This is a genomic window from Streptomyces sp. NPDC086777, from assembly GCF_040702065.1.
In the GTDB taxonomy this organism is placed as follows: Bacteria; Actinomycetota; Actinomycetes; order Streptomycetales; family Streptomycetaceae; genus Streptomyces.
In genome coordinates this window covers 42,063-68,913 of sequence record NZ_JBFBJI010000005.1, presented here as the reverse complement: position 1 = coordinate 68,913, position 26,851 = coordinate 42,063, and the positions used below count along the sequence as shown (strand labels likewise).

Below are 26,851 nucleotides of genomic sequence, written 5' to 3'. Positions count from 1 at the left end.
AGGAGCAGCACCATGACCGATCCGTCCGCCGAGGAAGCCGCCTCGGTAGACCCCGGAAGGTCCGGCACCCTGCATCCCTTCGTGGTCGGCAATCGCGCTGCCGCGGCGGTCCTGCCGGCTCCACCCTACGAGCCGCCGACTCCGGTCGGGATCCGGGACGTCAGCGTGCCCGGACCGGACGGCGCTCCGGACGTCCGGGTGCGGGTCTTCACGCCCGCCGGCCACGAGGGGAAGCTGCCCGGCCTGCTCTTCCTGCACGGTGGCGGCTTCATCCTGGGCCTTGTCGACTTCTTCGACAGCCAGACCACCCGTATCGCCGCCGAAGTGGGTGCCGTGGTGGTCTCCGTGGACTACCGCGTCGCGCCGGAGGCTCCCTTCCCTGCGGGCATGGAGGACTGCTACGCCGCTCTCGAATGGATGGTCGAGCACGCTGATGAACTGGGAGTGGACCCCCAGCGGATCGGTATCGCGGGGGAGAGCGCCGGCGCGAACCTGGCCGCCGCCGTGGCCCTGGCCGCACGGGACGGCAACGGGCCGAGACTGACGATGCAGTACCTCGGTCTGCCGATGCTGGACGACCGCCTCGAAACGCCCTCGATGAACACCTTCGTCGACACCCCCGGGTTCAACGGGCGCACCGCGGGGGTGCTGTGGGACAGCTATCTCGGCGGTGCGAAGACGGGGCGCGGCGACGATGTCAGCCCCTATGCGGCTCCGGCCCGCGCCGAGGACCTGGCCGGGCTGCCGCCGACGTACATCGCGCTCGCCGAGTTCGATCCGCTGCGCGACGAAGGCTTCGAGTACGCCCGGCGGCTGATTGCTGCGGGGGTGCCCACCGAACTGCGCCACTTTCCGGGCGCCTCCCACGGTGTGTCCGAACTGAACCCCGGCGCGGAGGTGAGCCGTCGCATGATCGCCGGACAGCTCGACGCGCTGCGACGGGGCCTGCACGGCGACGTCTCCGGTCCGTCGGTCTGATACCTCCTTCGCTGTTCCTGACCGCCCGACGCGGCGTGACCGTCGCGCCGGACGGGCTGCCGCCGCCGACGTCCACGGATCGCCCGGCGGCGGTATGCCGTGCCGAAGCCGAGGCGGCAGCGCATCCGCAGCTGTGACCGGCCGCCCGGCCGGCGCGGCGTCACGGGGCAGTCGGAGCGGCCGGCATCCTCACGGTGCCGGGACGGTCCACCGTCAGGACATCTACGCGATGCCTGGATAGTCCACCGTCCGCTCGGACACCCGTGACCCCGCGGTGCACTCCGGACCGACGGCGCAGGACGAGCGGACCCCGGCGGCGTCACGACGTGATGTCCGCCGTGGCGGCCTCGACCAGACCCGGCTGAAGGCGTCGGGCGGTGTCGATGTGGTCGGCCGTCCAGATGATGCGGACCGCCGTGGCCGTGGCCTGACCGCGTTCGTCGGTCAGATCGCGGCGCAGGGACTCCACCAGTCGGTCCTCGGCCGTGGGATTGCGAGGCAGGGGAGCCGGGACGGCGGCCGCCCGGATCAGACCGTTGGCCAGGTCGCCGTACCAGCGGCTCACCCGGCTGGCCGCGCTCAGGATGACGAGCCGTGCCTCCACCCGGTCCGATTCGGTGTCCCGCTCCTCGGTGCACTGCCACAGGCTTACCACCGACTCCGCAGCCAGTCGCAGCGCCACCACACCCGTGACCAGGGTGCTCATGTCGGCCAGCCGCACCGGCTTCGCGCCGTGTTCGGCGAGGTAGTTGCGGAAGGCGTCGTCGAGGCGCCGTGCCGACGCGGCCGCCGTACGGCCCTCCTCCAGTGCGGCGTCCGCCGAGGGGGCGGGGCCGATGCCGCATCGGCCCAGCGCGTAGGCAACCGAGGCGGTCAGGTACCGGGCGTCGTCGGCGTACGCGTCGGCGAGCGCCCGGTTCACCGCGGCCGTCGCTCCACGGGGCCAGAAGAACAGGGCCACCAGCAGGCTCACGCCGCAGCCGATGGCGATGTCCTGGATACGCAACAGCACGATGTGCCAGTCCGGGATCATGCCGATGTTGAACAGTACGACCAGGGTGATGGTGAAGGACGCCTGACCGGCGGCGTAGGAGATGACAGAAGGGGCGGTGCCGGCGAGCAGGACCGCGAAGGGCAGCAGGACCCACAGCAGCCCGGCGTGATGCCCGATCAGCTTCAGCAGCAGGGCTCCGATCAACGATCCCGCGACGGTGCCCGCGACCGCGCGGACGGCCTTCTGACCGGTGCTGAGGGCGTTCGAACGCAGCACCGACAGGGTGCCGAGGAGTACCCAGAAGGAACGCTCGACGCTGGTCAGGTCGACGAGGGTGACCGCGATACCGAGGCCGAGCGCTCCCCGGAGACTGTTGTGCAGCCACACGGACTGGGGCCGGAGATGGGCAGTGGCCCGTTCGTGCGCGGAGGCCAGGGGCTCGGTGACGGCTCCGGGCTCACGCCCGAGGAGGCGATCGGTCCAGGAACGGCGTTCGGCGGCCGCGGCACGATCCACGTTGCTCGCGATCTGAAGCGTCGCGAACCCCACCTTCTGCGCGTGGAACGACAGATCCAGGAACCCGATCACGGGGTGTACCCGGGAGGGCGTGCCGGTGCCTTCCTCCTGCACGGGAAGCCGGACGCTGGCGCTGCGTTCCATGTCGTCCAGGGCCGCGCGCAGGTGGTTCGCGGCGGAGCGCAGCGTCGCGGGCGAGCTGCGCGGAGCGTCGAGCAGGGCCGCTGCCTCGTCCAGTGCCGTGGCGGCGGCCCGCCGTACCCGGTGCGCGCTCATGTCGCAGGCCGGCCGGCCCGGGGCCGGCGGCGTGCTGTCGGCGAGGATCCCGCTGAGCCACGTCAGTTCGTCGACCAGCCGGACGAGCGCCCGCGAGCCCGCGGACAGTCCCGTGGGCCGGTAGGGGGTGGCGTTGAAGACGGTGCGCAGTTCGTCCGCCGCGGCGGTGGTCTCGGCCTCCGTGCCGCGGCAGTGGTCGGGGCGCGGGGCGTGCGGTGCGCCGGCCGGCGGATCCGCCTCGTCCGACAGCTGTCTCGCGGCTGCCCGGCAGACACGGGCGGCCGGTGCGCTGAGCGGATCCCTCGTCGGCCGGGGCCACAGCAGGGAGATGGCCAGCATGGCGGTGGCCGCTGCCAGTCCCGCTCCCGCCAGCCGTTCCGGGAGCTGGGACAGCGGCACCGGGGTCGCCACCGGGAGGACGAAGGCCAGGAGCATCGCCGTGGAGGCGCCCGCCAGGACGGAGCTGACGACTCCGCAGAACAGCACGAGGAAGGCGACGACGGCGGTGACGACGACGGCGAGCCAGATCCGATGGGCGACGAGGGTGCCCAGGCAGATGAGGACGGCCCAGGCGACGCTGAGGCCGAGGTGTGCACGCAGGCGCTGGGTCATGGGGCCGCTGAAGTCCACGAGCAGCAGCATCGAGAACGAGGCGAAGGAGGCGAAGGTGGCCACGGTGGGCGAGCCGATCACCTGGACGCACAGGGCGTAGAGACTGGGGATCACCAGGGCGGCGCGTCCGGCGCGCCGGGTCGCCGCCAGGTCCGGGTCGTGCGCGCGAAGCCATGAGAGAGCGGCTTCGAGACGGCTGCCGGGGGCAGGGATCTGTACCAACGGCTCCTCCTGCTGACAGGGCACCCGCCTCGCCAGGAGCCACTGGCAGAGACGATGGCACAGGATCACAGTGCCGTTCCTGACCGCTGTGGGCGAGTTGTCCGGCGACGCCGTCGCGGGCCATGGATCCGTGGACATGGAGGACGGTCGAGATACGTATGCGGCAGTGTCGACGCGGCGACGGCGCCGCGTCGACAAGGGCGGCGCCATCGTCGTCGCCACCACCTACCAGCTCACCGCCACCAAGGACGCCCCGGCGCCTCTTGAGCACGATCGGCGCCTTGAGAAGCTGATGGGTGCCGTCGACAGCGGTCGCTGGCTCTGTTCGCAAGCCAGGCCCGGACTTTGCAGGTCGCCGTTTCAGGTCTTGAGACCGTGGCCGACCGGCTACGGGGCTGCTTCGCGGAAGAGAGCCAGGAGGGCGTGGGCCCGCGTGGCGCACGCGTCGAAGAACTGCGTGGCCAGTGCGGGTGGCACGGCGGTTCCATGCATGCGGACTTCATGACACCTGAAGCAGAACGCCGCCTCCAACAGCGCCAGGTCGAGAGTGTCCGCGTACGCCCGGACGCTCCAGCCGGCGAGAAGCGGCAGCGGTGCTGCACGCTGCCGGGCAGGCTCTCGGTCAAGGCCGTGATGCCGGCAGCCTCTCTCCCGATTCAGTGAGCGCCCGACCTGCCGGGATACGGGGCGCCCCGCTCTGTCGGGAGTTCGGAGATCCCTATGACCTCCAGCAACACAGCGGTGGCTACCGCTTCGGCGGGGAACTGCATGTGCGTGGTCTGCCCGCGCCCAGTACCGGGGCGGTGCACCTGCTCCTGATGACAGTGATGTCCGGGGCGCCGGCCTGTACGAACGCACCGGTCGTCGTACGCCGCCGTCAGTGACAGAAACCGTGCTCAACAGGGGGTCGACTCTCGCACTCACGGGCCGGCTGAAGCTCTCAGTGTGCGACACGAGGTCGCACCACGTAAGTAAGTCCAGCCGCCTGAAGGAGGTATCGATCGGCTGAACTTCGGGCCAGTGTCCAAGGCCCGTCCCCGCGCTCCCATGCGTCGCCGGCAACGGCGGGGTGTGAAGCGGGGCGTTCAAGCCCAAGAGCGTCCCGGCCATCGGGGAGCAACAGGTGAGGGGAAGGCTGGACGGGCGAACGCAAGAGACACGCTCGCTCCGTACGGGCGGCGGCAGCCGAGCAGGCAAGCCGCCGTCCGCTCCGCGGTTCGGCGTCAGCTGAGGCTGGAGATCCAGCCGTCGATGGTGGCGATGTCCGCCTGGCGTGGGAAAACTTTCTCGGTCAGGACCCTGTGGACCTCCGGGTCGGTGTCGCCACAGCCGTCGGCCAGGACGGTGAGGCGGTAGTCGAGGTCGGCGGCCTGACGGAGGGTGGACAGGACGACGCCGCTGGTGGCGAGGCCGGTCAGGACCAGGTGGTCGATGCCACCGCCGCGCAGGACGAGATCGAGGTCGCTGCCCGCGAAGGCACTGACGCGCTTCTTGGTGACGATGCTCTCGCCGGGGCGGGGCACCACGTCGGGATGAATGGCGGCTCCGGGGTCACTGTCGGTGAAGGCCCCTTCCGGCAGGGCGCTGAACAGCGGGCTGGACTTGGTCTCGGGGTGCCCCTGGCGGAAGCCGACGACGACGTACACCACGGGAACGCCAGCGGTTCGGGCTGCGTCGATGACGCGGGTGAGGCGCGGTATGTAGTCAGGGTCGAGGTCCGGTACTCGGTCCACGATGGCCTTCTGAACGTCCATCACGAGCAGAGCAGAGTTGGTCACGGTTCGTCCTTTGTATAGTCAGGTGGCCGCGCCGAGGTGTGGTTCGCGGCACTACAGGGCGAGGGCGGGGTCTGTCGGGGCGAGAGCCAGGAGCTCCCGGGTCACCGAGGGGTGTGCGGAGGTTCGGCCTCTGATGTCCCGACGCCGCGCAGGGAGCGGTCGGCGAGCGTCACCACGAGGAACAGCACGCTTGTGGCGAGCATGAAGACCGCGAGGTGGTGCAGGCCGCCGGTGTCGGCGCGCTGGCCGAAGAAGGCACCGTTGGCGGCGGAGGCGACGATGGCGCCGAGGTAACCGAAGGTGCGCAGGAGTCCGGCAGAGGAGCCCATGCGTTCGGTGTCGGCCTGGTGGTAGACGGCGTTCTGCAGGGCGAGGCTGTTCAGGCCCTGCGGGACTCCCAGGACGACCACCACGGCCACGAGCATCCACAGTGGGCTGTGCGCCCCCAGGGTGAACAACAGAGCGCAAGCGACGATCTGGCCGATCGCGCCGACCAGAAGCTTGCCCCGGATGGCCTGGTGTCGCCCGGAGACGGTGGAGACGACGATCGCCGTTGCGAACAAGGGGAATTGGACCAGCCCTGCTTGGGACGCGGACAGCCCGCGTCCTTGCTCCGTCCACTGAGTGTAGCCGTACAGAAAGGCGTAGGTGACGACGTAGCAGAGCAAGGCCCGGGCGTAGGTGGCGAGAAGTGGCAGGTTGCCACCCAGGATTCGTACGTCGATGAAGGGCTGATGCGCTCGCAGTTCACGCCAGGTGAAGCCGGCGCCCATGGCGACCGCGAGAGCAAGCAGATACCACTCGTCGCCCCCGGGGCTCATGAGGAACAACAGGAGGCAGACGAGCGCCACGGCGAACAGGCCCATGCCTGGCAGGTCCAGGGCACTCATGAGGTGACGGCCGTCGTCACGGCGCGGGAAGGGGGTCGTTGGAAGGCGGCGAGCACCGAGATACAGGCCGACCGCCGCGAGGGGGATGTTGACGGCCAAGGTCGTGCGCCAGCCTCCGACACCGATGAGCAGACCACCGAGGCTGGGACCGATGACGGCGATGATCTGGGTCGTGACGGCGAGGGCGGTGAGGACGCCGGCGGGACTCTCTTGGCCGGTGCGTCGCGCCTCGCTGCGGATGAGGTACATGGCGGCCGGATAGCCCGAGCAGGTACCGAAGCCGAGAAGTACCCGTGCGGCGATGAGCACACCGAGGTTGGGGGCGAGGGAGCCGACGGCGCCGGCGACGCCGGTCAGTGCCGTCCCGGCCAGGAACAGGCGGCGGGGCCCGAAGAGGTCGATGAGCCGTCCGACGACGGGCTGGCCTATGGCAGTGGCCAGATAGAGGGCGGAGATGAGCCAGGCCGTCTGGGACGGCGGTGCGCCGAAGGCGGCGCCGATCGGTACGAGAGATACGGAGATGATGGAGGAGTTGACCGGGTTGAGAGCCGCTCCCGTCATCATCGGGGACAGGAGGCGTCGGTCGAATCCGTCCGCCGCTTTCCTGGCTCCACCAGGACGCAGCCGGCTCACTACGCGGGCGACGTTTCCATTCACGACTGCACGATCCGTTCCAGCAGGGCCGTCGCCTCCAGGAGGGTGCGTCGTTCCGTCTCCGTGCACTGATCCTCAAGGGCCTGGGCGAGCCAGCCCTCACCGGCATGCCGGCGTTCCTCGAGGAAGGCGTGGCCGTCGTCGGTGACGAAGACGAGCTGGCGCCGGCCGTCTTGTGGGTCCGGGCTCCGCGCGACCAAGCCGCGCTCCGCCAGCACGCTGACGATGGCGACCACCGACTGATGACGGACGCGTTCGGCGGCAGCCAGGTCGCTGACAGAGGCCTCGCCGTCCTTGTCCAGCCTGCTGAGGACGGAAGTCTGCGACGGAGTGAGATCACCACGGTCGTACGTCTCGTGCATACGGCGCCGAAGCCGACTGAACGCCACGCGGAGCTCGTGGGCCGCTTGAGCGGCCGATGTGGACACTCGGTCTTCCGCACCGGGAATCTCATTCATGTACGCAGGCTAACTTGCGCAGCCCAGACTGCGCAAATGAACCTGCGTACATACTGCAATCAGCGGCGGCGCAGCCGGAGGGGCGGAAATCGCCGGGTGCAGGAGGAGGTAATACTCCAGCAGCGGTTCGTGTCCTGAGCTGGTGGTTGTCGTTGCCCTGATACGGAGGGATGGCTGAAGTCGTCGACTGGGCAGGTGAGTTGGAGCCGGTGTTCGCCCGGGTGGCGGGCCGGTTCGCCCGGGCGGATCCGCGGTGGCGGATGCGGGACTACGTCTGAGGGCTGTCCTACCTTTCCAGACGTGGGTCTGACCGGTCATTCGTAGGATCGGAGGGCCCGGGGGCTCCGGGCATGGCTGTAAAGGCTGAGCCGGCGGATGGCTTACGGGACTTGGCCACCTGGAGCCCCACGACGACTCGACCGCTGATGGGGAGACGCGACTCGATCGCTGCTGCAGGACAACGCCGGCGAGGTCGTCCGCGGGATTGATCGAGACGAACCGGCGGGAGGGGACGTGCCCGAGATCTGGGCCGGAGTCGACATCGGCAAGACGCATCACCATGCCGTGGTGATCAACGCAGAGGGCGAGCGGTCGCTGTCCCGCCGGATCGAGAACGACGAGACCGAACTGCTGGCTCTGATGAGTGATGTGGTGGCGATATCCGACGATGTGCCGTGGGCCGTAGACCTCAACCACGGGGCGCCTCCCTGCTGATCGGCTTGCTCACGGCCCATGACCGGCCCGTCGCCTACCTCACGGGCCTCACGGTCCACCGGGCCTCGGCCACTTACCGCGGAGAGGGAAAGACCGACGCGAAGGACGCCTTCGTCATCGCTGATCAGGCCCGCATCCGGCGTGATCTGAGTCTGCCGCGGCCCGGCGACGAGGTCGCCGTCGACCTGCGCACCCTGACCAACCGGCGCGGCGACTGGACCTCGTTTTCGACCGCGCCCGGCAGATCAACCGCCTCCGGGCCCAGCTGCTGGAGATCTTCCCCGCTCTGGAGCGGTCTCTCGACCTGACGAACAGGGGCCCGGTCATGCTTCTGACCGGCTACCAGACGCCGGCAGCCCTCCGCCGAACAGGTGCGAGAGAAATTGTCCATTGCTGTGGATCGGTGCTGCCGTCTGTTATGTGCTGAGGTGTTCGTGAAGCATCTGCCAGGTTCCGGCGTTGTTGACGAGCACGTTGGTGCCGCGGCCGCTTCCTGATCGCGGCCGGCCGTCGATGGTTCCGGTCCAGGTGAACCGGTAGCGGCATACCGCGTGGTGATCGCTGTGGGTGATCCACTCCAGATCGTCGATCTGGTAGGTCTCGTCGCGGATGGTGGCGAAGGTCTCGGTGATGGCGGAGAGGACGGCTTCGCGGCCGCGGTGCGATCCGTCGGAGAACCAGTAGACGGCCTCGGGAGCGATCAGCGGGATGAGCTGGGTGATGTCGTGGCTGTTGGTGGCCTGCTCGTAGGTGCGGATGAACTCGGTGGGCGGTGCGGCGGGTTCGGGCATTGACCGGTCCTTCTCTCCCTTTCGCGACGTGACAAGTAGCAGGGGCTGTCAGGCTGCCGTGGCCTGTTCCCGCTCCACGAGGACGCCGTCTTCGAACGTGGCGCCCGCGCGGGCCAGGGCGACGAGGCGGGCTCCGGTGACCGCGTGCCGGCGGGCCTGGGCGGACTCGACGAGTTTGGACAGCGGCCTCGCGGCGGCACTGGGGAACAGGTCTGCGCTGTCCGGTGATTAGAGTCACGTGAACCGAGGCCGGGGAGCCCGGCGAAGGTGCCGACGCGGAGTGGTCACCTATCCTTGCCGTACGCGACATTGCGGTTCTGAACGATAGTTGGATGCTCCTCCGGAGCTCCCGGCCGGGGCGGGCAGCGTCTGCGCGGGCTGGCCGTCCCGTTTGCCTGCACATGCAGAATCGGCAGGTCACTTCGCCCGGGGGTACGCACGTCGTCCGTGCCGCTCGGTGGGGCCGTCACCGTGGTGCCGAACGCCTCCGCAGGGCCGTGTGTGGACACGGGACCGTCGTGCGCGTGTCATGAAAGGTGGCCGCGCCGTTCTCCTGGCATCCGCAGTAGATCCCGGATGGAGCATCTACCCCATGGGAATGACCGACAAGGTTCCCGCCGCCGGGCTCTACCGAGTGCTCGAGACAGGGAATCTCGCGCTGGCCGCGGAAGTGCGCACAAGGCGTTCCAGAATCGCGAGGCGGCTGTGTTGCCTCCGGCCTGCCGGATCGCGGGCCCGGCGGGTGTGCTGGCGTCGAGCGCCTGGATGCGTTCCGCGTTCGACGGCCTGCGGCTGCCGGTCCTGAAGAGCATCTACCACGGCGACCAGGTCTGGGCACGGCTGTGCCTGCAGGGGCGCCGCAGCGGCGCGTTCGTCCTTTTCAAGGACGGCGCCCTGGATCAGGTCGTACCGCTGACCGGGCGGGAGATCGACTTCGAGCAGATACATGTGCTGAGCCTTCGCGACCACAACGTCATCCGGCATGAGGCGGTCCGAGACGATGTCACGACGCCCGACCAGCTGGGGGGTCTTCCCGCCGAAGCCCGCAGCCGGGATACGTAAGCTCGCCTGGCGCGCCAACGGGCGGGCAGCCAGGGCCGCGGCGGAGGTGACGACGAAGGCGGCCCAGGCCGCCGCCACGGCGTTGCAGCCGCGCACCGCCTGAGCCCGGGTGCCGCCGGCGGCATTGGTCGAGGGCGCGCGAGCAGGCCGCGGACGCCGAACGGGGAACAGGCCGTGCCTTGCCCCGGCCACGGGCGCCGCGGCTGTCCGGCGGATGGCGTCACCGCGGAGCTATGCGCTCCAGCACTTTCACGGCCGCGCGGATGTCGCAGCCGTCCAGGCGTGAGAAGACATGGCTTCGGACACTCGCCAGGTTGGTCGGCCAGGCCTGGTCGAGTTGCGCCCGCCCGGCCTCCGTGAGGACGGCGAGCCACGCCCGTCCGTCATCGGGCGCCTTCTCACGCGCGACCAGCGTCTGCGCCTCCAGCCGGTTGACCACCCGGGTCATCCCACTCAGCGACAGCCCGCACAGGTTGGCGAGCTCACTCATCCGCATCCGGTTGCGTGCCGCCTCGGAGAGGTGCACCAGCACCATGTAGTCCGTGCCGGAAATCGGATGCTCATCAAGCATGTCCGCATCAACCAGGCGAGGCAGAGATGTCATCACTCTGCCCAGTGCCCGCAAGAAAGCCTCTTCGGCGCGGTCGAGAGGCTCGATACTCCCCATGTCTGCCATGGCCACAGTGTAAATGGTGCAACACTGAAGTCGACGCTCGTCCCGGATATTGCCGCGTAAATTAATATGCCCACATTGTACGCGGCAAGGAATTTCAATATATTTTCCCCGCCCTTCCTGTTCGATGTGTTCCGTTCCGGACCGCCGGACGAGACACATCGACGGCGGGCGCGAATTCCGGCGGCGTCCGGTCAGCCGGCTTCCTGCGTCGCGGGTGAGGTGTCCGGCTCCGCGGACTTCGCGGCGGTGTACATCACCGATCGCTGCTGCTTGTGACGCTGGACGCGTCCCTTGGCGACCAGGGACTCGATGGTGTTCCGCACCACCTGGGGTGTCGGATTCCGGTCCGGGTGCTTCACCAACAGTTCGTCCCGCAGCTCCTTGGCCAGGCGCGGCTCGCTGTGCCCCCCGAGCAGGCTCAGCAGGACGTCGCCGAGCAGGGGCCGGCGCGACTTCCCCTTCGCGTCGGACTGCGTCGGACTCGTACGGCGCACCGTCGGCGATGCGGGCCGCCGTGCTGTCCGCCCGGACGGGATGGGTGTGTTCCCGGGTACCTGTCCGTGCCCGAGAGCGTCTTCGCCCTGTGTTTGCCCAGGCAGCGACGACGTGTCTGACAAGCCCTGATACCGCTCGGCAAGAGTGAGAATGTCCACCAAGAGGGCTTCCTCTTGCTGCAACATCGTGATTTTCTCTGTCAGTTCTTGTTGTCGACGGCGATTCTCTTCAAGATCCGACGCGGCTTGCTCGACATACCGCGATCGGAGCGTGGCGGCTGATTGGCTGGTCACAACCGTTCACTCCCTCTCATCAATGACGCGTCGCCTGGTACCCAGGCTGAGACAAGAGACATGCAGCCTCCTACTGGACAGTAGCCTGATCATATGGCGACGGTACGCCGTGAGATACTCCCATGCGTCGAGACGACGACATGTCGGGAGTCAGGTGTGTATCTGCCACGGAAACCCGTACAGGTAGAACTATTTCTCCGCGCCCGCCCGGACCGAAGCGAGGCCTTTCCCTGCCGAGCTACGGTGAACCGATTCCGTGGTCATCTGCCGGAGCGGCTGTTCGCGGACGTCGTTCGCCGCGCGGGGGCGGTCCTGCGCCCGGCGTACCGCGGGGTACGCTCCTGGACGAGTGGTTCCAAAGTGATCAGTGATCATAGGCGATCAGTGAGCGGGGGGCCGGTGCGCCGATCAAGAGGGTGTTCAGGTCGGTCGTCACAAACTGATCTTGGACACCCTCCGTCCTTACATGCAGCCAGACTTCGGATCTAACTCGTCTTAGACGCCGTTTCTTTTGGCGTGGCTGTTCGTTGAGGCATGCATGACCGACCTGGTGCAGCGGCTGGTGCCGGATGAGTTGTGGGTGCTGTTCCGGCGTGTGGTGCCGCCGACCGAAGTGAAGCGTCCACAGGGCGGGGGCCGGCGCAGGGCCGGTGACCGTGAGACTCTCGCAGCGATCATCTTCGTGGCCACTACGGGCTGCACCTGGCGGCAGCTCCCGCCAGTGTTCGGCCCGGCTTGGCCCACGGTCTACCGACGGTTCGCCCAGTGGAGCCGCGCTCGCGTCTGGGCACGCCTCTACCGCGTCGTCCTCGACGAACTCGGCGCCCGCGGCGAGCTGGACTGGCCGCGGTGCGCCATCGACTCCGTCAGCATGCGGGCTGCAAAAGGGGGCCTTTGACGGGACCGAATCCGACCGACCGTGGGAAGTTGGGGTCGAAGATCCACCTGATCACCGACCGAAACGGACTGCCACTGTCGCTGGGTATCTCCGGCGCGAAAATGCACGACAGCCTTGGCCTTGAACCGCTTGTGCGCGGGATCCCGCCCATCCGCTCCCGCCGCGGCCCGCGCCGTCGGCGCCCGGCGAAGCTGCACGCCGACAAGGGCTACGACTACGACCGTCTTCGCCGGTGGCTCCGTAAGCGCGGCATCCGACCCCGCATCGCCCGCAAAGGCGTCGAGTCCTCACGACGCCTTGGCCGCCACCGCTGGGTCGTGGAGAGAACCGTGGCCTGGCTAGCCGGCTGCCGACGCCTCCACCGACGCTACGAACGCAAGGCCGAACACTTCCTTGCCTTCATCGCCATCGCCGCATCCCTCATCGGTTGCCGTCGGCTCACACAACACCGCACGCCCCCGGCCCCGGATCAGACGACGTGCCCCAGCGACACCTGCGCGTAACCCTCATCCCGGAACACGAACACGGTCGGCTCCGTGTCGTACTCATGCCGCAGATAGCCCCCGTACCCCGGAACCGCGATGTGCGGGGCCACCAGTGCCAGCACGGCATCAAGCAACGGCAGATTGTCATCGACCGAGTAGTTGCGCGCGAAGACTTCCCACATCGGACGGCCGAGTTCGTCCACCCTCTCCGATCTCCGCATGGTCGCCGTATCCCCTCCTGGCAGCTCGCTGCCGGGATACGTGAGGAACAGCGGCCAAGGATGCTCCTCCTCGTCGAGGACCTCCGGGCAATCGGAGTCCATGCCCAGATGCCAGCGACAGGCGGCCAGCGCAGCCTCGGGAGTGTCGCTGCGCAGGAAGCAGGACAACACGATCTCGTAGTGCTCACTCATGCCGCGCATTATGAGGCCGCTCGCTGACATCAACGGCTCAACGGCGCCCATACGCACATCTGTCGGTGCGAGCCCTCGCCAGGACCACCAAAGGAAACGACTTCTTAGTAGTTGACGATGGGATGGGCTATGGGAATGGTCGAGGAGCTCTGGAAGGCCGGGGAGATGCCGCTCAGCGACGGCCTGTACCGGCCGGACGACACTGAGGTTTTTTCAACCTGAGGTTGAGCTGGCGTGATGCAGGGTGAGTACGGCCTGGACGAGGCCCGTGATACGGGTGGTCGAGCAGCGAAGTTTGCGGAGTAGTCGCCAGGACTTGATGGTGGCCATGGCTTGTTCGACGAGGGCGCGGATCTTGGCCTGGGATCGGTTCACGGCCTGCTGACCGCTGGAAAGCGTCTCCCATCGGCCGGGGAACGGAACCCGGACCGTGCCGCGGGCGCCGTGGTGGCCCTTGTCCGCCCAGCAGGGGATGTGGGCCTGGTCGAGGGCGTCGATGATGCCGTGTTCGCGGGCTGCGTGAACGTCGTGGACGGCCCCTGGCAGTGTGGGTGAGGCCCACAGCAGCCGGCCGAACGGATCGGCGATGACTTGCACGTTCATGCCGTGCTTCTTGTGCTTGCCGGAGAAGAAGGGCCGGTCGGCGGCGATCCGGTCGATCGGCAGGAGCGTCCCGTCGAGCAGGACGTAAGCCTTCGTCGAAGCAGCTCGGACGGCCTCGGCGAGGGTCGGTGCGAGTGCGGCCGGCAGGTCGACGGCCTTGCTGATGTAGCGGTGGACCGTGCTCGTGCCGATCTCGAGACCCGCTGCGAGCTGAGCGTACGTGGCCCCATGACGCAGATGCGTCAACACCAGCAGGGCTTGACGCCCGACCGGGAGCCGGCGCCAACGGCTTCCGATCCGGCGACGGTGCTCTCGCGGACGAGCGGCGAGGAAGGACAGGGATCGACTGGACACGTCCAGCCCGCACGGGTGGACAAGCACGTGAAGCCTCTGGTGGGTACCGGGTGATCTTGGTCGTGAACCCGTCTACCAGGGGCTTCACTCATATGTCGAACCAACTGACCTGCTCACGCCTCAAGTTGGCAAAGGCTCAGGGTGTACTACGAGGGCATGAGCGCCGTCTTCACCAACGACTGGGGGAACCGGCTGACGTTTGACCTAATGAGCCCTGCTCTTGGCTGACCCTGCCCGTGTCCAAAAGGTAGGACTTCCCTTCACGGTGATTGGTCGGAAAGATCTGGACACCTCGCCGTCGTCCAGGCCCAGAACCAACAACCCGACAGGACTTCGGAACTACTCGTCTAGAGTCCGGACATGAACACCGAGATGCGAACCCGTTTACGCCCCTTCCGCGCCGAGGCGCTCGCACAAGGCATACCGGCCGAAGACGTGGAGCGGTGGCTGACCCTCGCCCGCCCCTGCGTGAACCTGACACCGGCGAAGGAGGGGCCGGAGCCCGTCGTGGGCCAATTCGGGGGCCCGCTTCTTCTCCCCGTCGGCGTACCCACCCCCGAGTACCCCTTCGTGGCGTCCGTCGACCTCGCAGCCCTGCCGGCCGACGCGACGGATCTGCCCCTGCCGTCCGACGGCCACCTGCTCTTCTTCTCCTGGCCCGAGAGCGACTACCCCTATTCCGCAGGCCAAGTGGTGTACGTACCCGCGGGCGCGGCGGTCACGGAGCGGGACAAGCAGGAGTCCTGGAACTCGGGGGACGTAGACGAGTACCGCGAGATGTTCGCCAGCTACCCCCGGGGACCGCTGCGCGCGAGCTTCGACGTGTCGCTCCCGTATCACGCGCGCGTCACCCTGCCGGGGGCACAGAACACCGTCTGCATCCCGGGACACCCCCGGGCTGAGGAACTCGTCAAGGTCTGGGAGAAGACCCAGGACGACATCGCGCCCGCAGGGACGCTCCAAATCGGGGGTTACTCGGACGAGGAGGCCGTCTACCTCGACCCGGTGGAGGACGCCGTGTCAGCCGCCGTGCAGGCGGTGGAGTCGGGCAATTGGGACGGACCGGCCTCGGCCGACCCTGCGGACTGGGTTCTGCTCGCCGACTGGTTCGCCGGCGCGGACGTGGCGGGCTGGGAAGGCTCCACCGTGCACTGGGTGATCCAGCGCGAGGACCTGGCAGCGCGACGTTTGGACCGGGCCTTCGTCAACGTCTACTGGAACCCCTGACCAGGTCCGGCCGGTCCCTCCCGCACGTTCAGCCCCCGGCGGTTCGCGCTACCCAGGACGCAGCCCAACTGCCGGGGACCTGCCTGGTGGGCCGCCCGCTCTCGACCGCGACGTTACACATGCAGTGCAACACGGTTGAGCGGTACAGCAACGAGCCGGTCGGTATCCAGCCGGCGCTCGAGGAACTGGAGGCTCTCCTGCCGTGTCATGGCGTTCAGCGTGATGATCTGCGCGTTGTGGGTGACGGTCAGTCCCTCCAGCCGACGAAGGCCGGTGACGATCGCGAGGCAGCCCGGGGTGGCGGGCAGCAGCGGCCGCACCTGCTCGCAGTCCCGGGCGTCGTCCAGGACGATCAGCAGCCGGCGCCCGGCCAGTGCACTGCGGTAGGCGGAGCTGAGCGCGGCGGCGTCGGCGGCCCGGTCCCGGGGGACGCCCAGCGCGTCGAGCAGCGCGCTCATGGCCTGACAGCGATCGGGGGGGCGGCTGGGAGGCATGGTGGCCCTGGAGGTCGACGTAGGGCTGTCCGTCGGGGAAGCGCTCCGCGGTCCGGTGCGCCCAGTGAACGGCGAGCGTCGTCGTGCCCACCCCCGCCATGCCGCACAGGGCCACGATGGTCGCGGGGGATTCGCTTCCGTCCTCCAGGGGAGTGAGCCGCAGACCCTGGCTCAGCGCCTCCTGACGGCCGACGAAGGGCATTGAGTCGGGCGGCAGATCAGCCCGGCCGCCAGTGGCGTCGAGCCGAGCCGCGGGCCTCTTCGTGTCCGTGGAAAGCTGGCGTCGCGGCAGGCGGTGGTGCACGGCGCGCAGTTCGACGCCGGGTTCGACACCGAGTTCGTCGGCGAGGACGCGCCGGATGGTCTCGACCTGCCGCAGAGCCTCGGCCTGCCGCCCGGTCGCGGCCAGCGCGGGGATGATGCGGGAGTGCAGCGCCTCGTCGAAGGGATGGCGTTCCACGGCCCCGCGCAGAGCCGACAGCACGTCCTCCGTCAGCGCCGGAGCGGAGGCCGGCACGACGTCCGTGGCTTCCTTGACGGTGGCGACGAACTCGTGGCCGACCGAGGTGAACACCGGGTGCTGGGCGACCGAGGCGCCGTCGGCGACCACGGGACTGCGCCAGGGCCGGAGGGCCGCTGTGAAGGTGTGGGCGGCCTGCTCAGGTCCACCGCCCTGACCGCGAGTTGCGCCTGCGGCGCAGGTCACGGAAGCGCAGGAGATCGGAGGTCGACGCGTCGACGAGAAGGCGGTATCCGTCCGCTGCCCGGGCCAGGTGTTCCGCGTCGGTCCGGCTGTGGAGTCCGGGGTCGAGGATCTTGCGCAGGCTGCCGATGTGCCTGTGCACCACGTTGACCGCGCTCGCGCGCGGTTCGTCGGACCACAGGACGTCCACGGCGTCGTTCAGCGAGACGGGGCCGGGCGCGCGCAGTAGCAGGGAGAACAAGGCGGGCCTCTTCGGGGGTCCCAGGTCCAGTTCGGTGTCCACGCGCAGCGCTCGGACGGTATCGAGCAGGGTGTAGCGCACTATCGCGTCCATGTGTTGCTGCCAATCGTCGTCTGTCCCGGCGCTGTTCTTTCGGTGCTCGTCATCGCCCTGGCCGGCGGCGGCACGTCTCTGTACGCACGAGGAGCGATGCGTCCGTCGCCGCGGACGAGCGGATCACCGTCCGTGGGACGGACGGCCCGCTCGGCTGTCGGTCAGGGCCGGCCGGCCCGCGACGGCGTGGTGGAAGGACCGCCGCCGGGTGCGTGGGCGCGGCCGGCCGGGAGACGGGCGGGCGTGCGGGTGAGCGGTCGGCGTGGGTACGGCCCTTCTCGGTATGAGCCTGCCGCGCTCGTCCGCTTGCGTACCGCGTTCCGCCGGGCGCGCGGTCGATCAGGAAAATCGCCCGCCCCGACTCCGAGCGGGGCCCGATCGAGAACGAGGGATTGCCCGACCGTGGGTGCGGATCCTCGATTGATCATGAATCAGATTCTCTGTCCACCGAATACGGGGGGAGACGGACATGCCCAGCAGCGACGGCAGACGTTATGTTATTTGCTGTATCAAGTAAACCCGGGTCGCCGCCGGACAGGCTCCGGACGGCCTGTGGGACGGCCAGTCCCTGCTGTACGAGGTCAGCGGGGAACAGCTGCTCGCCGAGCCCGGCCTGCGCGAGGAGGTCTTCGGCCCGGCCGTCCTGCTGGTGCGGCTGACCGGTACGGAGCAGCTGCTCGAGGCGGCCCGCGCCTTCCGCGGTCAGCTGTCCGCCACCCTGCACGCCGAGGCCGACCACCGCGCCCACGCCCAGCGGCTCCTGCCGATCCTGGAGCGCCGCACCGGCCGCATCGTGTTCAACGCCTTCTCGATCCCTCAGGAGGTCTCCTGCGCCTCCACCCACGGCGGCCCGTTCCCGGCCACGTCCGACAGCCGCTTCACCTCCGCGGGCATGGGCGCGATCGAGCGGTTCATCCGTCCGGTCACCTACCAGAACTTCCTGGACGACCTCCTGCCCGACGCGCTGCGTGCGGCCAACCCCGAGAACCTGTGGCGAGTCGTGGACGACGATGTCGTCCAGCCCCTGGGACCCACCCCCTGCGGCCTGATCGTCTACACCCCCGAGGGATACATGGCGGCCCAGTTGGGCCGCGGCGACCGGGCGCCCCTGCCGTCGGCCCGTCTGGAGGACGCGGCCTCCGACGACCTCGCCCGGGCGGCGATCGGCTACATCGCCTACGGGGGACCCTTCACGGTCGTCGACCCCGCCACCGTGGAGCATCACGTCACCACCAGTCTCTTCCCGAACTGGATCGGGCGGCCCCAGGTGCGCACGGTGACCTTCGACGGCTCGTACGTGCGACTTGCCGTCGCCGCTCCCACCCGCCTGTGGGGCGCCGACCGCACGGCAGAGCTCACATGGAGCCGAGCGGCCTGACCCCGTGCTGCCTGGCCACATGTGCTCACACGTCCGGGACCTCCGGCGCACACACCGACCTGAGGCAGCAGGCGGACCCGAGGCGCGGAACCGGTGGTGCACGGCCCTTCCCATACGGCTTCCCCCCGGGGGCCGAACCGCTGCTGCCCTTCAGCGATGTGATGGTGAACAACCAGTGAGCGATCGGATCCCGGTCCGGGGCGCGGAGCAGGTGATTTGCCTCCCGCCGGTCGACGAGGCGACCGGTGCCGGTGCCCTGTGGATCCACGATCGGCGGTGCCGAACCCCGGTCCCGAAGGGACCTGGTTCAGCGCACTGGGGGGTGCACCAAGGGCAGGCCGGACACGCTCGTCGGGCGGGAACAGAGAAGCTCCCGCGGACCGGGCGACGGGATCCCACCGACCGGGTCAACCGAAGATTCCGCGCGGCAGCGTCATGGAAACGAGCCACTTCGGCAGGTCCACCGTCTCGTTGATCTTCAGATCTCCGGCCACGCTGCACAGGGCGTACGCCTCGTGCAGGCTGACCTCCTGATCCTGGACGAGCCAGTCCACCATCTCCCGTACGGCCGTCTTGGCGTTCTCCATCAGATCGGGCCCGGTGCCAGTGGTCTGGTAGTAGCCCCGTTCCAGCATCTCGGCGGGCATGGCCAGTTGGGTCGGGTCCGCGGCGGGCACGACGGCCCGGATGGAGGAGATCACGGTGTGCTTGTGCAGGGTGAACCGCAGGGTGACGGACATGAGTGTCTCGACCGCCGTCCCGGTGACCTCGCCGTCGCCCTGCGCCATGTGCCCGTCCCCGGCGGAGAACATGGCTCCGGGCACGTAGAGGGGCAGCTGTACCCGTGCTCCCTTGACGAGCTGCCGGATGTCGGTGTTGCCGCCCATGCCTCCGCTGACGTCGGGTGGGAAGGTGCGGTACATCCCCCTGTGCAGCGGAGCGACGCCCATGATGCCCATGAACGGTGTGATCGGAACACGGGCCGACCGCCCGGTGTCGACACCGGTGAAGGAGGCGAGACCGCTGCTCTGGCCCCGCTCGAACGTGAACGTCTGGAGGAACGGCGCACCACTGTTGTACGCCTGGTCCTCGGGCATCGCTCCGGCTGCCGGGCCGGGGGTGGGGTCGCTCAGCTGGGAAGCCTCGCTCCAGGCCGCGAGCGGAGCCAGAAGCTCCGGGCGGAGCGAGCCGAACAGACCGAGAGCCGGGCTGATGGCGACGTAGCCGAAGTCCACGAGAGGGCTCACATCGAGGACCTCGACCTCCAGGGTGTCTCCCGGCTCGGCCCCCACGATCTCCAGCGGACCGGTCAGCGGATGAACCAGTCCCAGGTCGATGGTGAGCGTTCCCTCCGCCGTCATCGTGCGGGCCGCCTCGCCGATGTCCAGGGCGTCCCGGCACAGCAACTGGACGACCTCACCGGGCCGTACGCTCGCCACCGGGGGCAGGTCCCGTTCCAGCGATTGTGCAGCACCCGGCCGTAGCCGTCGACGACGAGGTCCCCATGCGGTCCCACGGTCACATCCGGCGTACCGGATCCGGCCACGTCCAGACCGCCGAGCCCTCCCTCGCCGGCGGCAAGCCCGGACAGGGCGGACGCGCCGGGCCCGGCGGAAGCCTGCTGAACGAGGCTCGTGCCTGGTACGAAACCGGAGTGGACGAAGCACATGGCGACCTCCCGCGCTCTCGCGCATGTCGCTACAGGCCACACCGTCGGCGAGGCGGTCGTACCCGCAGCCGGGCTTCAGCATCACTCAGCCCACTCGGGGCGGCAACCCGGACGGCAGGCGGTTCACACGCGGGTGAAACACTGAACCGATCCCGGTTCCGATGCTCACACACGTGATGCACGTGCCTATGGGCGGATACTCCCCCAGCCCCGGACAGGGCACGGAATTGTTCCGGTGGACGGAACTGCCGCCGGGCGCGGTGCCGGCCAGGGCGGTGGCCTCCGACGGACGCACGGACCTGTCCACGTTCCCTTCACTGCGGGACATCTCCGCGACGATCAGCAAGAACGCCAACGAACGGGATCAGCACCGGCACGAGAATGGCGACAACCGACTCCACGCGCAAGGGGGTCAACACGCTCAAGATCTTCATCAAGGGGAAGACCCAGCTGGTGAGGACCACCATCGACGCTTCGCTCCAGGCCGTCGCCTGGAGCGCGGTGCTGGACACCCACCTCCAGGCCAAGCCCGCCGACACCGTGGCACTACCGGAAGAACGCTCACGTCCTGGCTGTCGCGCACTTCGGCGACGACGCCGGCATCGCCATCAACAACATCAATTCGCCAGGTCCACCATGAAGATCATCCCCTCGGCGCTCTGATGGACCAGGCCGGTCTCAGGCCCGACAGCGCCGCGCCCTGCTCGGACGAGTTGACAGCCGGCGGCCAGGTATTCCACAACGACCCCGGCGTGTCACCCGCCCCCGGGTCCACACTCGCCCGGCGCTTCACGGTGTCCTGCAACACCTCCTCTATGAAGGACGGCTTTTCCACTACCTCGTGCGCAGGGGAGACGCCTCCGCCCCGCACGACGAGGCCGTGAAGGTCGTAGGCATGGGCAACTGGTCGATCGGCGGCGGGGTGGCCACCAGCGATCCGAGCGTCCCGCCGGACGTGGCCGGCGGTGTCCAGGCCGCCCAGTTCGTCGGTCAGGGCAGAGTGACGGCCACACCCCTGTGCATGACGTCGGTGGCGGCGACCGTACGCAACGCCGGCTTCGAGCGGCCGATCATCCTGCCGGAACAGCGCCAGGACAAGGCACCCCAGCCCATCTCCACCCGCACCGCGGGCTATCTGCAGCCGATGATGCGTGACGTGGCGGCCGGCGGCACGGCGGCTCCGCGCCTGCATGATCCGGCGGACGTCGGTGCGAGGACGGGAACGGCCGAGGAGGGAGAGCACACCAATGGTCGGCTCACCGCCCACAACTCGCACATCGCGGTCGCGGCCCTGGTGGAGGGCGGCTCCGGCGTGGACTCGGCCGGGTACGTCGCCCGCCGGCTGCTGAGCGACGCCTGACCCGGGACGGACGTTCCGTCCACGGCATCCGGGTGCGGCTGCCGTGGACGCACCCGGCCGCCGTGGACGGCGGTCGCGCGGATGCGGTGCGTCGCGGGGGCTCATACGGTGGTCTCAGACTGGCTGGTCACCGCATGCTGTGGTAGGCGCGCAGAGGTACCGGGGGAGCGCGCTCCGTGTTGCTGCCGTGACCGTGGAACAGGCGGCAGGGCTGCCGGAGACCGAGGTGCCATGACTATGCGGGCGAGGCCTGGCGCGACACAGGCCGTCCCCCAGGCGGAATTCACCCTGCGGGTCAACAACACCGAGTACCCACTGCGTGTGGACGCACGTGTCACCCTGCTCGACGCGCTGCGCGACCGGCTGGGTCTGACCGGTACGAAGAAGGGCTGTGACCAGGGCACCTGCGGTGCCTGTACGGTCCACGTCGAGGGCAAACGCGTGCTGTCGTGCCTTACGCTCGCCGCACAGTGCGACGGGCGGGACGTGACGACCATCGAAGGCGTCGGCACCCCCGAGCAACTGCACCCGGTGCAGGAGGCGTTCCTCCGGCACGACGGCTTCCAGTGCGGTTTCTGCACGCCGGGACAGATCATGTCCGCCCTCGGCCTGCTGTCCGAGGGCAGAGCGGGAACACCCGAGGACATCCGCGAGTACATGAGCGGGAACATATGCCGCTGCGGCGCCTACGAGAACATCGTGGCCGCGGTCCGGGAAGCGGCTGGTGGTCACGATGAGGCCGTTTGAGTACGTACAGGCCCGTGAGGTGTCCGGGGCCCTGGCCGAGGCCGAGGCGCACCTCGAAGCCGACTTCCTCGCCGGTGGCACCACCGAGCTGGATCTGATGAAGGACGGCGTACTGCGGCCCAGCCACCTCATCGACATCACCCGGCTGCCGCTGCGCGGTGTGGCGGAGCGCCAGGGCGCACTGGTCGTCGGAGCGCTGGTCACCATGGAGGAACTCGCGGCCGAACCTGTCGTCGTCCGCCGTCTGCCGTTCGTTCGGGAGGCCCTGCTGCGCAGCGCCTCCGTCCAGTTGCGCAATATGGCCACGATCGGCGGCAACCTGCTGCAACGCACCCGCTGCCGCTACTTCCGCGACCCGACGGTGGCGGCCTGCAACAAGCGCGAGCGCGGTACCGGGTGCGCCGCCCTCACCGGCGCGCACCGCACCCACGCGGTACTGGGCACCAGCGCGCACTGCATCGCCACGCACGCCTCCGACGTCGCGGTCGCGCTGATCGCCATGGACGCGATCGTGCATGTCACCGGCGCGCACGGCCGCCGCGAGATCCCGCTGGGCGAGTTCTACCGGATCCCCGGCGACACCCCGGACGTGGAGAACGACCTACGCCACGGAGAGCTCGTCACCGCCGTGGAGATACCTCTGCTGCCGGAGGGCGCCCGGTCGGACTACCTGAAGGTCCGCGACCGGACGAGCTACGAGTTCGCGCTGGCCTCCGCCGCGGTGGCCGTGGTGCTCGGCGACGGCGACGTCATCCGCTGGGCCCGGGTGGGTCTGGGCGGTGTGGCGACGGTGCCCTGGCGCGCCCTGGAGGCGGAGGCCCTGCTCACCGGCAGCCGTGCGAGCGGCGAGGCGTTCGCCGGCGCCGCGAGAGCGGCCCTGGCCGGTGCCGTGCCCCTGCCGCAGAACGCCTTCAAGGTGCAACTGGCCCAGCGCACGCTCGTACGCACACTGCGCACCGTCACGGGAGTCACCTCATGACGACGATCTCACGCCCCCGGCTGCTGGGGCCCGGTATGAACCGGGTCGACGGTCCGCTCAAGGTGACCGGCACCGCCCCGTACCCCAGCGACTTCGCCTACCCAGGCATGGCCCACGCGGCCCTCGTGCGCAGCACGGTGGGGTCCGGGCGGATCACCGAGATCGACACGGCAGAGGCCGAACGTGCTCCCGGAGTCGTGAGCGTGCTCACCCACCTCAACGCCGGACACCTCGACCGCGGACCCATGACGCCCCTGGGCGTCTCCCCGCCCGCCCCCCTCCAGGGCGACCTGATCCTGCACTACGGCCAGCAGGTCGCCGTGGTGGTCGCGGACACCTTCGAGGAGGCCACCGAGGCGGCCCGTCTCGTCCGCGTGCACTACGCCGCGCGCCCGGCCCTGCTCGAACTGGACGACCCCCGTGCCGAACTGCGCACCAACCCCTGGAAACGGGACGCCGCCTGGGGAAACGCGGCGGGGGCGCTGGCCACCGCCGAGGTACAGGTGGACGAGACCTACTTCACGGTGGACAACACCAACAACCCGATGGGCCCCCTCACCACCGTCGCCCGCTGGGAGGGTGACATCCTCCTGATCAACAACTCGACCCAGTGGGCGTCCCTGGAGAGCACCTCTTTGGCAGTGACCTTCGGCATCCCCGAGGAGAACGTCCACGTCACAGCGCCCTACGTCGGAGGAGGATTCGGAGCCGGACTGCGGGTCTGGTCACATGTCATCCTGGCGGCGCTGGCCGCCCGGGTGACCGGGCGCCCCGTCAAACTCGCCCTGACCCGGCCGCAGATGTTCACCGCCTGCGGCCACCGCCCCAAGGGCCGGCAGCGGATCCGGCTCGGCGCGACGCGGGACGGCCGCCTCGTCGCCATCGATCACGAGGCGCTGACCGCCGCCGCCATGGACGACGACAACTTCGAACCCACCGCGACCGTGTCCGCCACGTCCTACGCCTGCCCGAACGTCGCCACCCACGACACACAGGCCCGCCTCAACATCCCCGTGCCCAATTCCATGCGTGGTCCGGGGGCGTCGACGGGCAACTACGCACTGGAATGCGCGATGGACGAGCTCGCGTACAAGCTCGGCATGGACCCGCTGGAGCTGCGCCTGTGCAACGACGCCGACCCGCATCCCCCGACGGGCATGCCGTGGTCCAGCCGCGCGCACCGGGAGTGCCTCGAACGCGGCGCCGAACTCTTCGGCTGGTCCCGGCGCGCCCCCGAGCCGCGCTCGATGCGCGAGGACGGGATGCTGGTCGGGTACGGGCTGGCTGCTGTCGGCTACCCGTGGTTCCGCGCCCGCTGCGTGGCACGGGTCACGATCCGCCATGACGGCACCGCGTACGTGTGCAGCGCAGGAACGGAGATCGGCAACGGCGCGTACACCGTCTTCGTCCAGCTGTCGGCGGAACTGCTCGGCCTGGACCCCGCACAGGTCACCGTCGGGCTCGGCGATTCCACCATGCCGCTCGCTCCGCAGACGGGCGGATCCGGACTCACGAGCGCCATCGGCAGCGCGATCCACGAAGCCTGCCGGAACATCATCGGCGCCATTGTGGACCTGGTGGCCGACGACACCGGCTCCCCGCTGCACGGCTGCACGATCGACGACGTCGAGGCCGCCGACGGAGGCATCCGGCGGCGCGGCGACCTGTCCCGGTTCGCGTCGTACCGCGACATCCTCGCCCGGCTCCACCGGCCCGACCTCACGGCCGAGGGCGAGAGCGTCCCCGGAACCCCGCAGGACCTGGGCATGGCACTGGCCGGCGCGTTCGGCGCGAAGTACGTCGAGGTCCGGGTGGACCCGGACCTGGGCCGCATCCGGGTCGTCCGGGCCGTCTCCGTCATCGACGGCGGACGCATCCTCAACGAGAAGACCGCGCGCAGTCAGATCATCGGCGGGACCGTCGGCGGCATCGGCATGGCCCTCTTCGAGGAGACCGTGAGCGACGCCCCGACCGGGCGCATCGCCAACGCAACCCTCGGCGACTACATCGTGCCGGTCAACGCCGACATCCCCGACATGCAGGTCGAGTTCGTCGGCTCGTGGGACCGCGCCAATCCCATCGGCACCAAGGGCATCGGGGAGGTCGGCCTGGTCGGCCTGGCACCCGCCATCGCCAACGGGATCTTCCACGCGACCGGACGGCGTATCAGGTCCCTGCCCATCACCATGGACCAACTGCTGTGAAGCGGTGGAAGGAAGCGGCGAATCCATGACCCCCGACGAACTGCGTGCAGGCCTCCTCGGAGCCTGGCGGCTGGTCTCCTACGAGGCCGCCGCCGTGCATGACGGCGAGGTGGTGCGGCCCTACGGTGAACACCCGCTCGGCCTGATCATATACACCGCTGACGGATACATGTCCGCCCAGATCACGACCCCGGACCGGCCGCTGTTCGCGGAGCAGCGGCAGGAGTACGGCAGCACCGAGGAACTGGCGGAGGCGGCCCGGCACTATCTGGCCTACACCGGCTCCTATCGGGTGCCGGACGGAGAGACCGTCGTCCACGAGGTCGTCCTGTGCCTCTTCCCGAACTGGATGGGCGATGGCCAGACCAGGGTGGCACGCCTGGACGGAAGGACGCTGCAACTGGCGCCGCCCGCGCCGTTGAGCGTCCAGGGCAAACCTCGTACGGGCGTCCTGACCTGGGAACGCGCGGAGCCGCGCTGACCCGGCGCGAGAATGCCGAAGGTCCCGCCCCTCGATCACAGGTGGCGGGGCCGGCAGGGCGGACGAGGTCTGCCCCGGCAGGTGATGCCTCGCGGACGCCGACCACTGAGTCTTTCGTCAGTTCTGTGTCCGCGCCCGCCGAGGCCGTCTTGGAACCAGGCGGCGCCTGGAAGAGGCCGTAGGCGCCGGAGGAGGCGTTGACCGTCCGCTAGTTCCAGCTGGACTTGTGGTCCACGATGTTGCTGAAGCACTGGAACTGGCCGCCCGACACCGTCTGACGCGCCATCGCCTGGATCTGTGCGACGGTGCAAGAACTCTGCACGGCGAAGCTGGACGCGTCACGCCTACTGCGGCTCGCCGCCGCCTTGGCCTCGGCCCGCTCCGTGGCCGCCTTCTTCTTTGCGACGGCGCTCTCCGCGGCAGCCGGGCGGGCCGCCGCCTCGGCGTGCTTCTTGGCGCTCGCGTCGGCGGCTATGGCCTGGGTGTCGGCCCGCCGCGTCAGGGACGAGGTCTGCACTTGGACCTTGCTTGCCCGCGAGGATGTCCGCGCAGAGCGTGGTGTCGGCTGCCGTCGCCTCAGCGTCGTTGGGCCGCCTGACGCTGCCCGAGGCAACACCGACGACGCTTCCGACGGCGGTGACCGCGGTGGCCCAGGCCACTGCGAATCCCCGGACCGAAATCCGGCTCACATGATTTCCTTTCGGCGTCGGCCGCCCCGGTGACTCCGACGGACGCGATCGCGCCCCTGACACTGGCCTCCCCACAACGGTGTCACTGGAGGCACAGACCCGGTTGGCAACTCCCCGCAGGGGGGCGCCGTGTGCAGAAGGGACGGCATACAACGACGTGGTCCCGTAGTGCTGGAGACACATGTGTCGTATGCGGGGTCTTACGGAGGTGTGACTCTGTCGCACCCTGCACCGGCTGGCAATTTCAGATGGCGTGTCAATGATCACACGAGCCCACCGCGCCGGCCCCATGGGTTACATGTGCGCAGGCGTCTGACGGGTACTCTCCTTCTGATATAAACTTGTTCAATCAAGTATGAACTGTCCGGTTCGGCGAGATGCGCCATGTGACGCCGAGCATGGAGAGCCGCCCAGGTCGCCCGGT

The 26,851-nt window shown here is 69.1% G+C and carries 23 protein-coding genes and 3 pseudogenes; 12 read left to right on the top strand and 14 right to left on the bottom strand.

Features of this window, described 5'->3' with window-relative positions; genetic code table 11:
* The first annotated feature begins 12 nt into the window (after positions 1–12).
* The gene (locus tag AB0472_RS09185) at positions 13–978 is read left to right on the top strand and encodes an alpha/beta hydrolase (RefSeq protein ID WP_366354758.1); all 966 of its coding nucleotides are present in this window, start codon (positions 13–15) and stop codon (positions 976–978) included.
* A gap of 319 nt (positions 979–1,297) precedes the next feature.
* Here the strand turns inward: AB0472_RS09185 and AB0472_RS09180 are convergent, their stop codons facing one another.
* The 4 genes from AB0472_RS09180 to AB0472_RS09165 all read right to left on the bottom strand — a co-directional run bounded on the left by AB0472_RS09180 (position 1,298) and on the right by AB0472_RS09165 (position 7,378).
* Positions 1,298–3,598 (bottom strand): FUSC family protein, encoded by a 2,301-nt coding sequence (locus AB0472_RS09180; RefSeq protein ID WP_366354757.1) that lies wholly within the window; start codon positions 3,596–3,598, stop codon positions 1,298–1,300.
* A 1,223-nt stretch (positions 3,599–4,821) separates the two neighbouring features.
* Entirely contained in the window at positions 4,822–5,376 is a 555-nt protein-coding gene (locus AB0472_RS09175) for an isochorismatase family cysteine hydrolase (protein WP_366354756.1), read from the bottom strand.
* 101 nt (positions 5,377–5,477) lie between these two features.
* On the bottom strand, positions 5,478–6,830 hold the full coding sequence (locus tag AB0472_RS09170; protein ID WP_366354754.1) for an MFS transporter: 1,353 nt from the start codon (positions 6,828–6,830) through the stop codon (positions 5,478–5,480).
* Between the two features lie 89 nt (positions 6,831–6,919).
* Positions 6,920–7,378 (bottom strand): MarR family transcriptional regulator, encoded by a 459-nt coding sequence (locus AB0472_RS09165; protein ID WP_366354752.1) that lies wholly within the window; start codon positions 7,376–7,378, stop codon positions 6,920–6,922.
* 513 nt (positions 7,379–7,891) lie between these two features.
* On the opposite strand from AB0472_RS09165, the pseudogene AB0472_RS09160 reads away from it, so the two are divergent.
* A pseudogene (locus AB0472_RS09160) lies at positions 7,892–8,471 on the top strand (IS110 family transposase); the annotation flags it as partial.
* A 37-nt stretch (positions 8,472–8,508) separates the two neighbouring features.
* On the opposite strand, the gene AB0472_RS09155 reads toward AB0472_RS09160, so the two are convergent.
* Positions 8,509–8,883 (bottom strand): nuclear transport factor 2 family protein, encoded by a 375-nt coding sequence (locus AB0472_RS09155; protein ID WP_366354751.1) that lies wholly within the window; start codon positions 8,881–8,883, stop codon positions 8,509–8,511.
* A 765-nt stretch (positions 8,884–9,648) separates the two neighbouring features.
* Between AB0472_RS09155 and AB0472_RS09150 the strand changes: the two genes are divergently transcribed.
* Positions 9,649–9,945: an ester cyclase gene (locus tag AB0472_RS09150; protein ID WP_366354749.1), complete on the top strand. Its 297-nt coding sequence runs from the start codon at positions 9,649–9,651 to the stop codon at positions 9,943–9,945.
* 220 nt (positions 9,946–10,165) lie between these two features.
* On the opposite strand, the gene AB0472_RS09145 is transcribed toward AB0472_RS09150, so the two are convergent.
* Positions 10,166–10,621 carry a MarR family transcriptional regulator gene (locus tag AB0472_RS09145; RefSeq protein ID WP_366354747.1) on the bottom strand — a complete coding sequence of 152 codons (456 nt, stop codon included), beginning with the start codon at positions 10,619–10,621 and terminating at the stop codon, positions 10,166–10,168.
* A 191-nt stretch (positions 10,622–10,812) separates the two neighbouring features.
* Positions 10,813–11,409: a hypothetical protein gene (locus tag AB0472_RS09140; RefSeq protein WP_366354745.1), complete on the bottom strand. Its 597-nt coding sequence runs from the start codon at positions 11,407–11,409 to the stop codon at positions 10,813–10,815.
* A gap of 538 nt (positions 11,410–11,947) precedes the next feature.
* Between AB0472_RS09140 and AB0472_RS09135 the strand changes: the two genes are divergently transcribed.
* A protein-coding gene (locus AB0472_RS09135) for an IS5 family transposase (RefSeq protein ID WP_366354744.1) occupies positions 11,948–12,810 on the top strand; the annotation gives its coding sequence in 2 pieces (ribosomal slippage) (positions 11,948–12,302 and positions 12,302–12,810; 864 coding nt in all).
* Here AB0472_RS09135 and AB0472_RS09130 read toward each other — a convergent pair.
* Both AB0472_RS09130 and AB0472_RS09125 read right to left on the bottom strand, forming a co-directional pair.
* Positions 12,777–13,205, bottom strand: coding sequence for a hypothetical protein (locus AB0472_RS09130; RefSeq protein WP_366354743.1), 429 nt, complete (start codon positions 13,203–13,205; stop codon positions 12,777–12,779). The two genes, AB0472_RS09135 and AB0472_RS09130, sit on opposite strands and share 34 nt — an antisense overlap.
* 213 nt (positions 13,206–13,418) lie before the next feature.
* Entirely contained in the window at positions 13,419–14,189 is a 771-nt protein-coding gene (locus AB0472_RS09125) for a transposase family protein (protein WP_366354741.1), read from the bottom strand.
* Positions 14,190–14,522: 333 nt separating this feature from the next.
* On the opposite strand from AB0472_RS09125, the gene AB0472_RS09120 reads away from it, so the two are divergent.
* Positions 14,523–15,389 carry a DUF1963 domain-containing protein gene (locus AB0472_RS09120; protein WP_366354739.1) on the top strand — a complete coding sequence of 289 codons (867 nt, stop codon included), beginning with the start codon at positions 14,523–14,525 and terminating at the stop codon, positions 15,387–15,389.
* A gap of 113 nt (positions 15,390–15,502) precedes the next feature.
* On the opposite strand, the gene AB0472_RS09115 is transcribed toward AB0472_RS09120, so the two are convergent.
* From AB0472_RS09115 to AB0472_RS09105, 3 genes and pseudogenes are all read right to left on the bottom strand, one after another.
* Positions 15,503–15,847 carry a hypothetical protein gene (locus AB0472_RS09115; RefSeq protein WP_366355201.1) on the bottom strand — a complete coding sequence of 115 codons (345 nt, stop codon included), beginning with the start codon at positions 15,845–15,847 and terminating at the stop codon, positions 15,503–15,505.
* A gap of 385 nt (positions 15,848–16,232) precedes the next feature.
* Positions 16,233–16,589, bottom strand: a pseudogene (locus AB0472_RS09110) (BTAD domain-containing putative transcriptional regulator); the annotation flags it as partial.
* Positions 16,543–16,920: a hypothetical protein gene (locus AB0472_RS09105; RefSeq protein ID WP_366354737.1), complete on the bottom strand. Its 378-nt coding sequence runs from the start codon at positions 16,918–16,920 to the stop codon at positions 16,543–16,545. The gene AB0472_RS09105 and the pseudogene AB0472_RS09110, both read right to left, overlap by 47 nt.
* A 649-nt stretch (positions 16,921–17,569) precedes the next feature.
* Between AB0472_RS09105 and AB0472_RS09100 the strand changes: the two genes are divergently transcribed.
* Positions 17,570–18,298, top strand: coding sequence for a lipocalin-like domain-containing protein (locus AB0472_RS09100; protein ID WP_366354736.1), 729 nt, complete (start codon positions 17,570–17,572; stop codon positions 18,296–18,298).
* Positions 18,299–18,705: 407 nt separating this feature from the next.
* Here AB0472_RS09100 and AB0472_RS09095 read toward each other — a convergent pair whose 3' ends face one another.
* On the bottom strand, positions 18,706–19,992 hold the full coding sequence (locus AB0472_RS09095; protein WP_366355176.1) for an acetamidase/formamidase family protein: 1,287 nt from the start codon (positions 19,990–19,992) through the stop codon (positions 18,706–18,708).
* Between the two features lie 356 nt (positions 19,993–20,348).
* Between AB0472_RS09095 and AB0472_RS09090 the strand changes: the two genes are divergently transcribed.
* The 6 genes from AB0472_RS09090 to AB0472_RS09065 all read left to right on the top strand — a co-directional run bounded on the left by AB0472_RS09090 (position 20,349) and on the right by AB0472_RS09065 (position 25,738).
* Positions 20,349–20,630: a hypothetical protein gene (locus tag AB0472_RS09090; protein WP_366354734.1), complete on the top strand. Its 282-nt coding sequence runs from the start codon at positions 20,349–20,351 to the stop codon at positions 20,628–20,630.
* Positions 20,631–20,808: 178 nt separating this feature from the next.
* Complete coding sequence (locus AB0472_RS09085; RefSeq protein WP_366354732.1) at positions 20,809–21,327, top strand: penicillin-binding transpeptidase domain-containing protein; 519 nt, start codon at positions 20,809–20,811, stop codon at positions 21,325–21,327.
* Between the two features lie 237 nt (positions 21,328–21,564).
* Positions 21,565–22,074, top strand: coding sequence for a (2Fe-2S)-binding protein (locus AB0472_RS09080; protein WP_366354731.1), 510 nt, complete (start codon positions 21,565–21,567; stop codon positions 22,072–22,074).
* Complete coding sequence (locus AB0472_RS09075) at positions 22,061–23,053, top strand: xanthine dehydrogenase family protein subunit M (RefSeq protein WP_366354730.1); 993 nt, start codon at positions 22,061–22,063, stop codon at positions 23,051–23,053. The genes AB0472_RS09080 and AB0472_RS09075 overlap by 14 nt, the downstream gene beginning before the upstream one ends.
* A complete protein-coding gene (locus AB0472_RS09070) occupies positions 23,050–25,257 on the top strand; it encodes a xanthine dehydrogenase family protein molybdopterin-binding subunit (RefSeq protein WP_366354728.1) in 2,208 nt (735 codons plus the stop codon). The genes AB0472_RS09075 and AB0472_RS09070 overlap by 4 nt, the downstream gene beginning before the upstream one ends.
* Before the next feature lie 25 nt (positions 25,258–25,282).
* Complete coding sequence (locus AB0472_RS09065) at positions 25,283–25,738, top strand: lipocalin-like domain-containing protein (protein WP_366354727.1); 456 nt, start codon at positions 25,283–25,285, stop codon at positions 25,736–25,738.
* 121 nt (positions 25,739–25,859) lie between these two features.
* Here AB0472_RS09065 and AB0472_RS09060 read toward each other — a convergent pair.
* A pseudogene (locus AB0472_RS09060) lies at positions 25,860–26,427 on the bottom strand (lytic transglycosylase domain-containing protein); the annotation flags it as partial.
* Positions 26,428–26,851 lie beyond the last annotated feature (424 nt).

Bases quoted from the DNA above. Each gene is read 5' to 3' on its own strand.
- AB0472_RS09065 (WP_366354727.1), top strand. From the start codon at position 25,283: ATGACCCCCGACGAACTGCGTGCAGGCCTCCTCGGAGCCTGGCGGCTG.
- AB0472_RS09090 (WP_366354734.1), top strand. From the start codon at position 20,349: ATGGCGACAACCGACTCCACGCGCAAGGGGGTCAACACGCTCAAGATC.
- AB0472_RS09145 (WP_366354747.1), bottom strand. From the start codon at position 10,621: ATGGCAGACATGGGGAGTATCGAGCCTCTCGACCGCGCCGAAGAGGCT.
- AB0472_RS09150 (WP_366354749.1), top strand. From the start codon at position 9,649: ATGCGTTCCGCGTTCGACGGCCTGCGGCTGCCGGTCCTGAAGAGCATC.
- AB0472_RS09075 (WP_366354730.1), top strand. From the start codon at position 22,061: ATGAGGCCGTTTGAGTACGTACAGGCCCGTGAGGTGTCCGGGGCCCTG.
- AB0472_RS09105 (WP_366354737.1), bottom strand. From the start codon at position 16,920: ATGGACGCGATAGTGCGCTACACCCTGCTCGATACCGTCCGAGCGCTG.
- AB0472_RS09070 (WP_366354728.1), top strand. From the start codon at position 23,050: ATGACGACGATCTCACGCCCCCGGCTGCTGGGGCCCGGTATGAACCGG.
- AB0472_RS09185 (WP_366354758.1), top strand. From the start codon at position 13: ATGACCGATCCGTCCGCCGAGGAAGCCGCCTCGGTAGACCCCGGAAGG.
- AB0472_RS09120 (WP_366354739.1), top strand. From the start codon at position 14,523: ATGAACACCGAGATGCGAACCCGTTTACGCCCCTTCCGCGCCGAGGCG.
- AB0472_RS09165 (WP_366354752.1), bottom strand. From the start codon at position 7,378: ATGAATGAGATTCCCGGTGCGGAAGACCGAGTGTCCACATCGGCCGCT.
- AB0472_RS09095 (WP_366355176.1), bottom strand. From the start codon at position 19,992: ATGCGCGAGAGCGCGGGAGGTCGCCATGTGCTTCGTCCACTCCGGTTT.
- AB0472_RS09115 (WP_366355201.1), bottom strand. From the start codon at position 15,847: ATGAGCGCGCTGCTCGACGCGCTGGGCGTCCCCCGGGACCGGGCCGCC.
- AB0472_RS09155 (WP_366354751.1), bottom strand. From the start codon at position 8,883: ATGCCCGAACCCGCCGCACCGCCCACCGAGTTCATCCGCACCTACGAG.
- AB0472_RS09170 (WP_366354754.1), bottom strand. From the start codon at position 6,830: ATGATGACGGGAGCGGCTCTCAACCCGGTCAACTCCTCCATCATCTCC.
- AB0472_RS09130 (WP_366354743.1), bottom strand. From the start codon at position 13,205: ATGAGTGAGCACTACGAGATCGTGTTGTCCTGCTTCCTGCGCAGCGAC.
- AB0472_RS09080 (WP_366354731.1), top strand. From the start codon at position 21,565: ATGCGGGCGAGGCCTGGCGCGACACAGGCCGTCCCCCAGGCGGAATTC.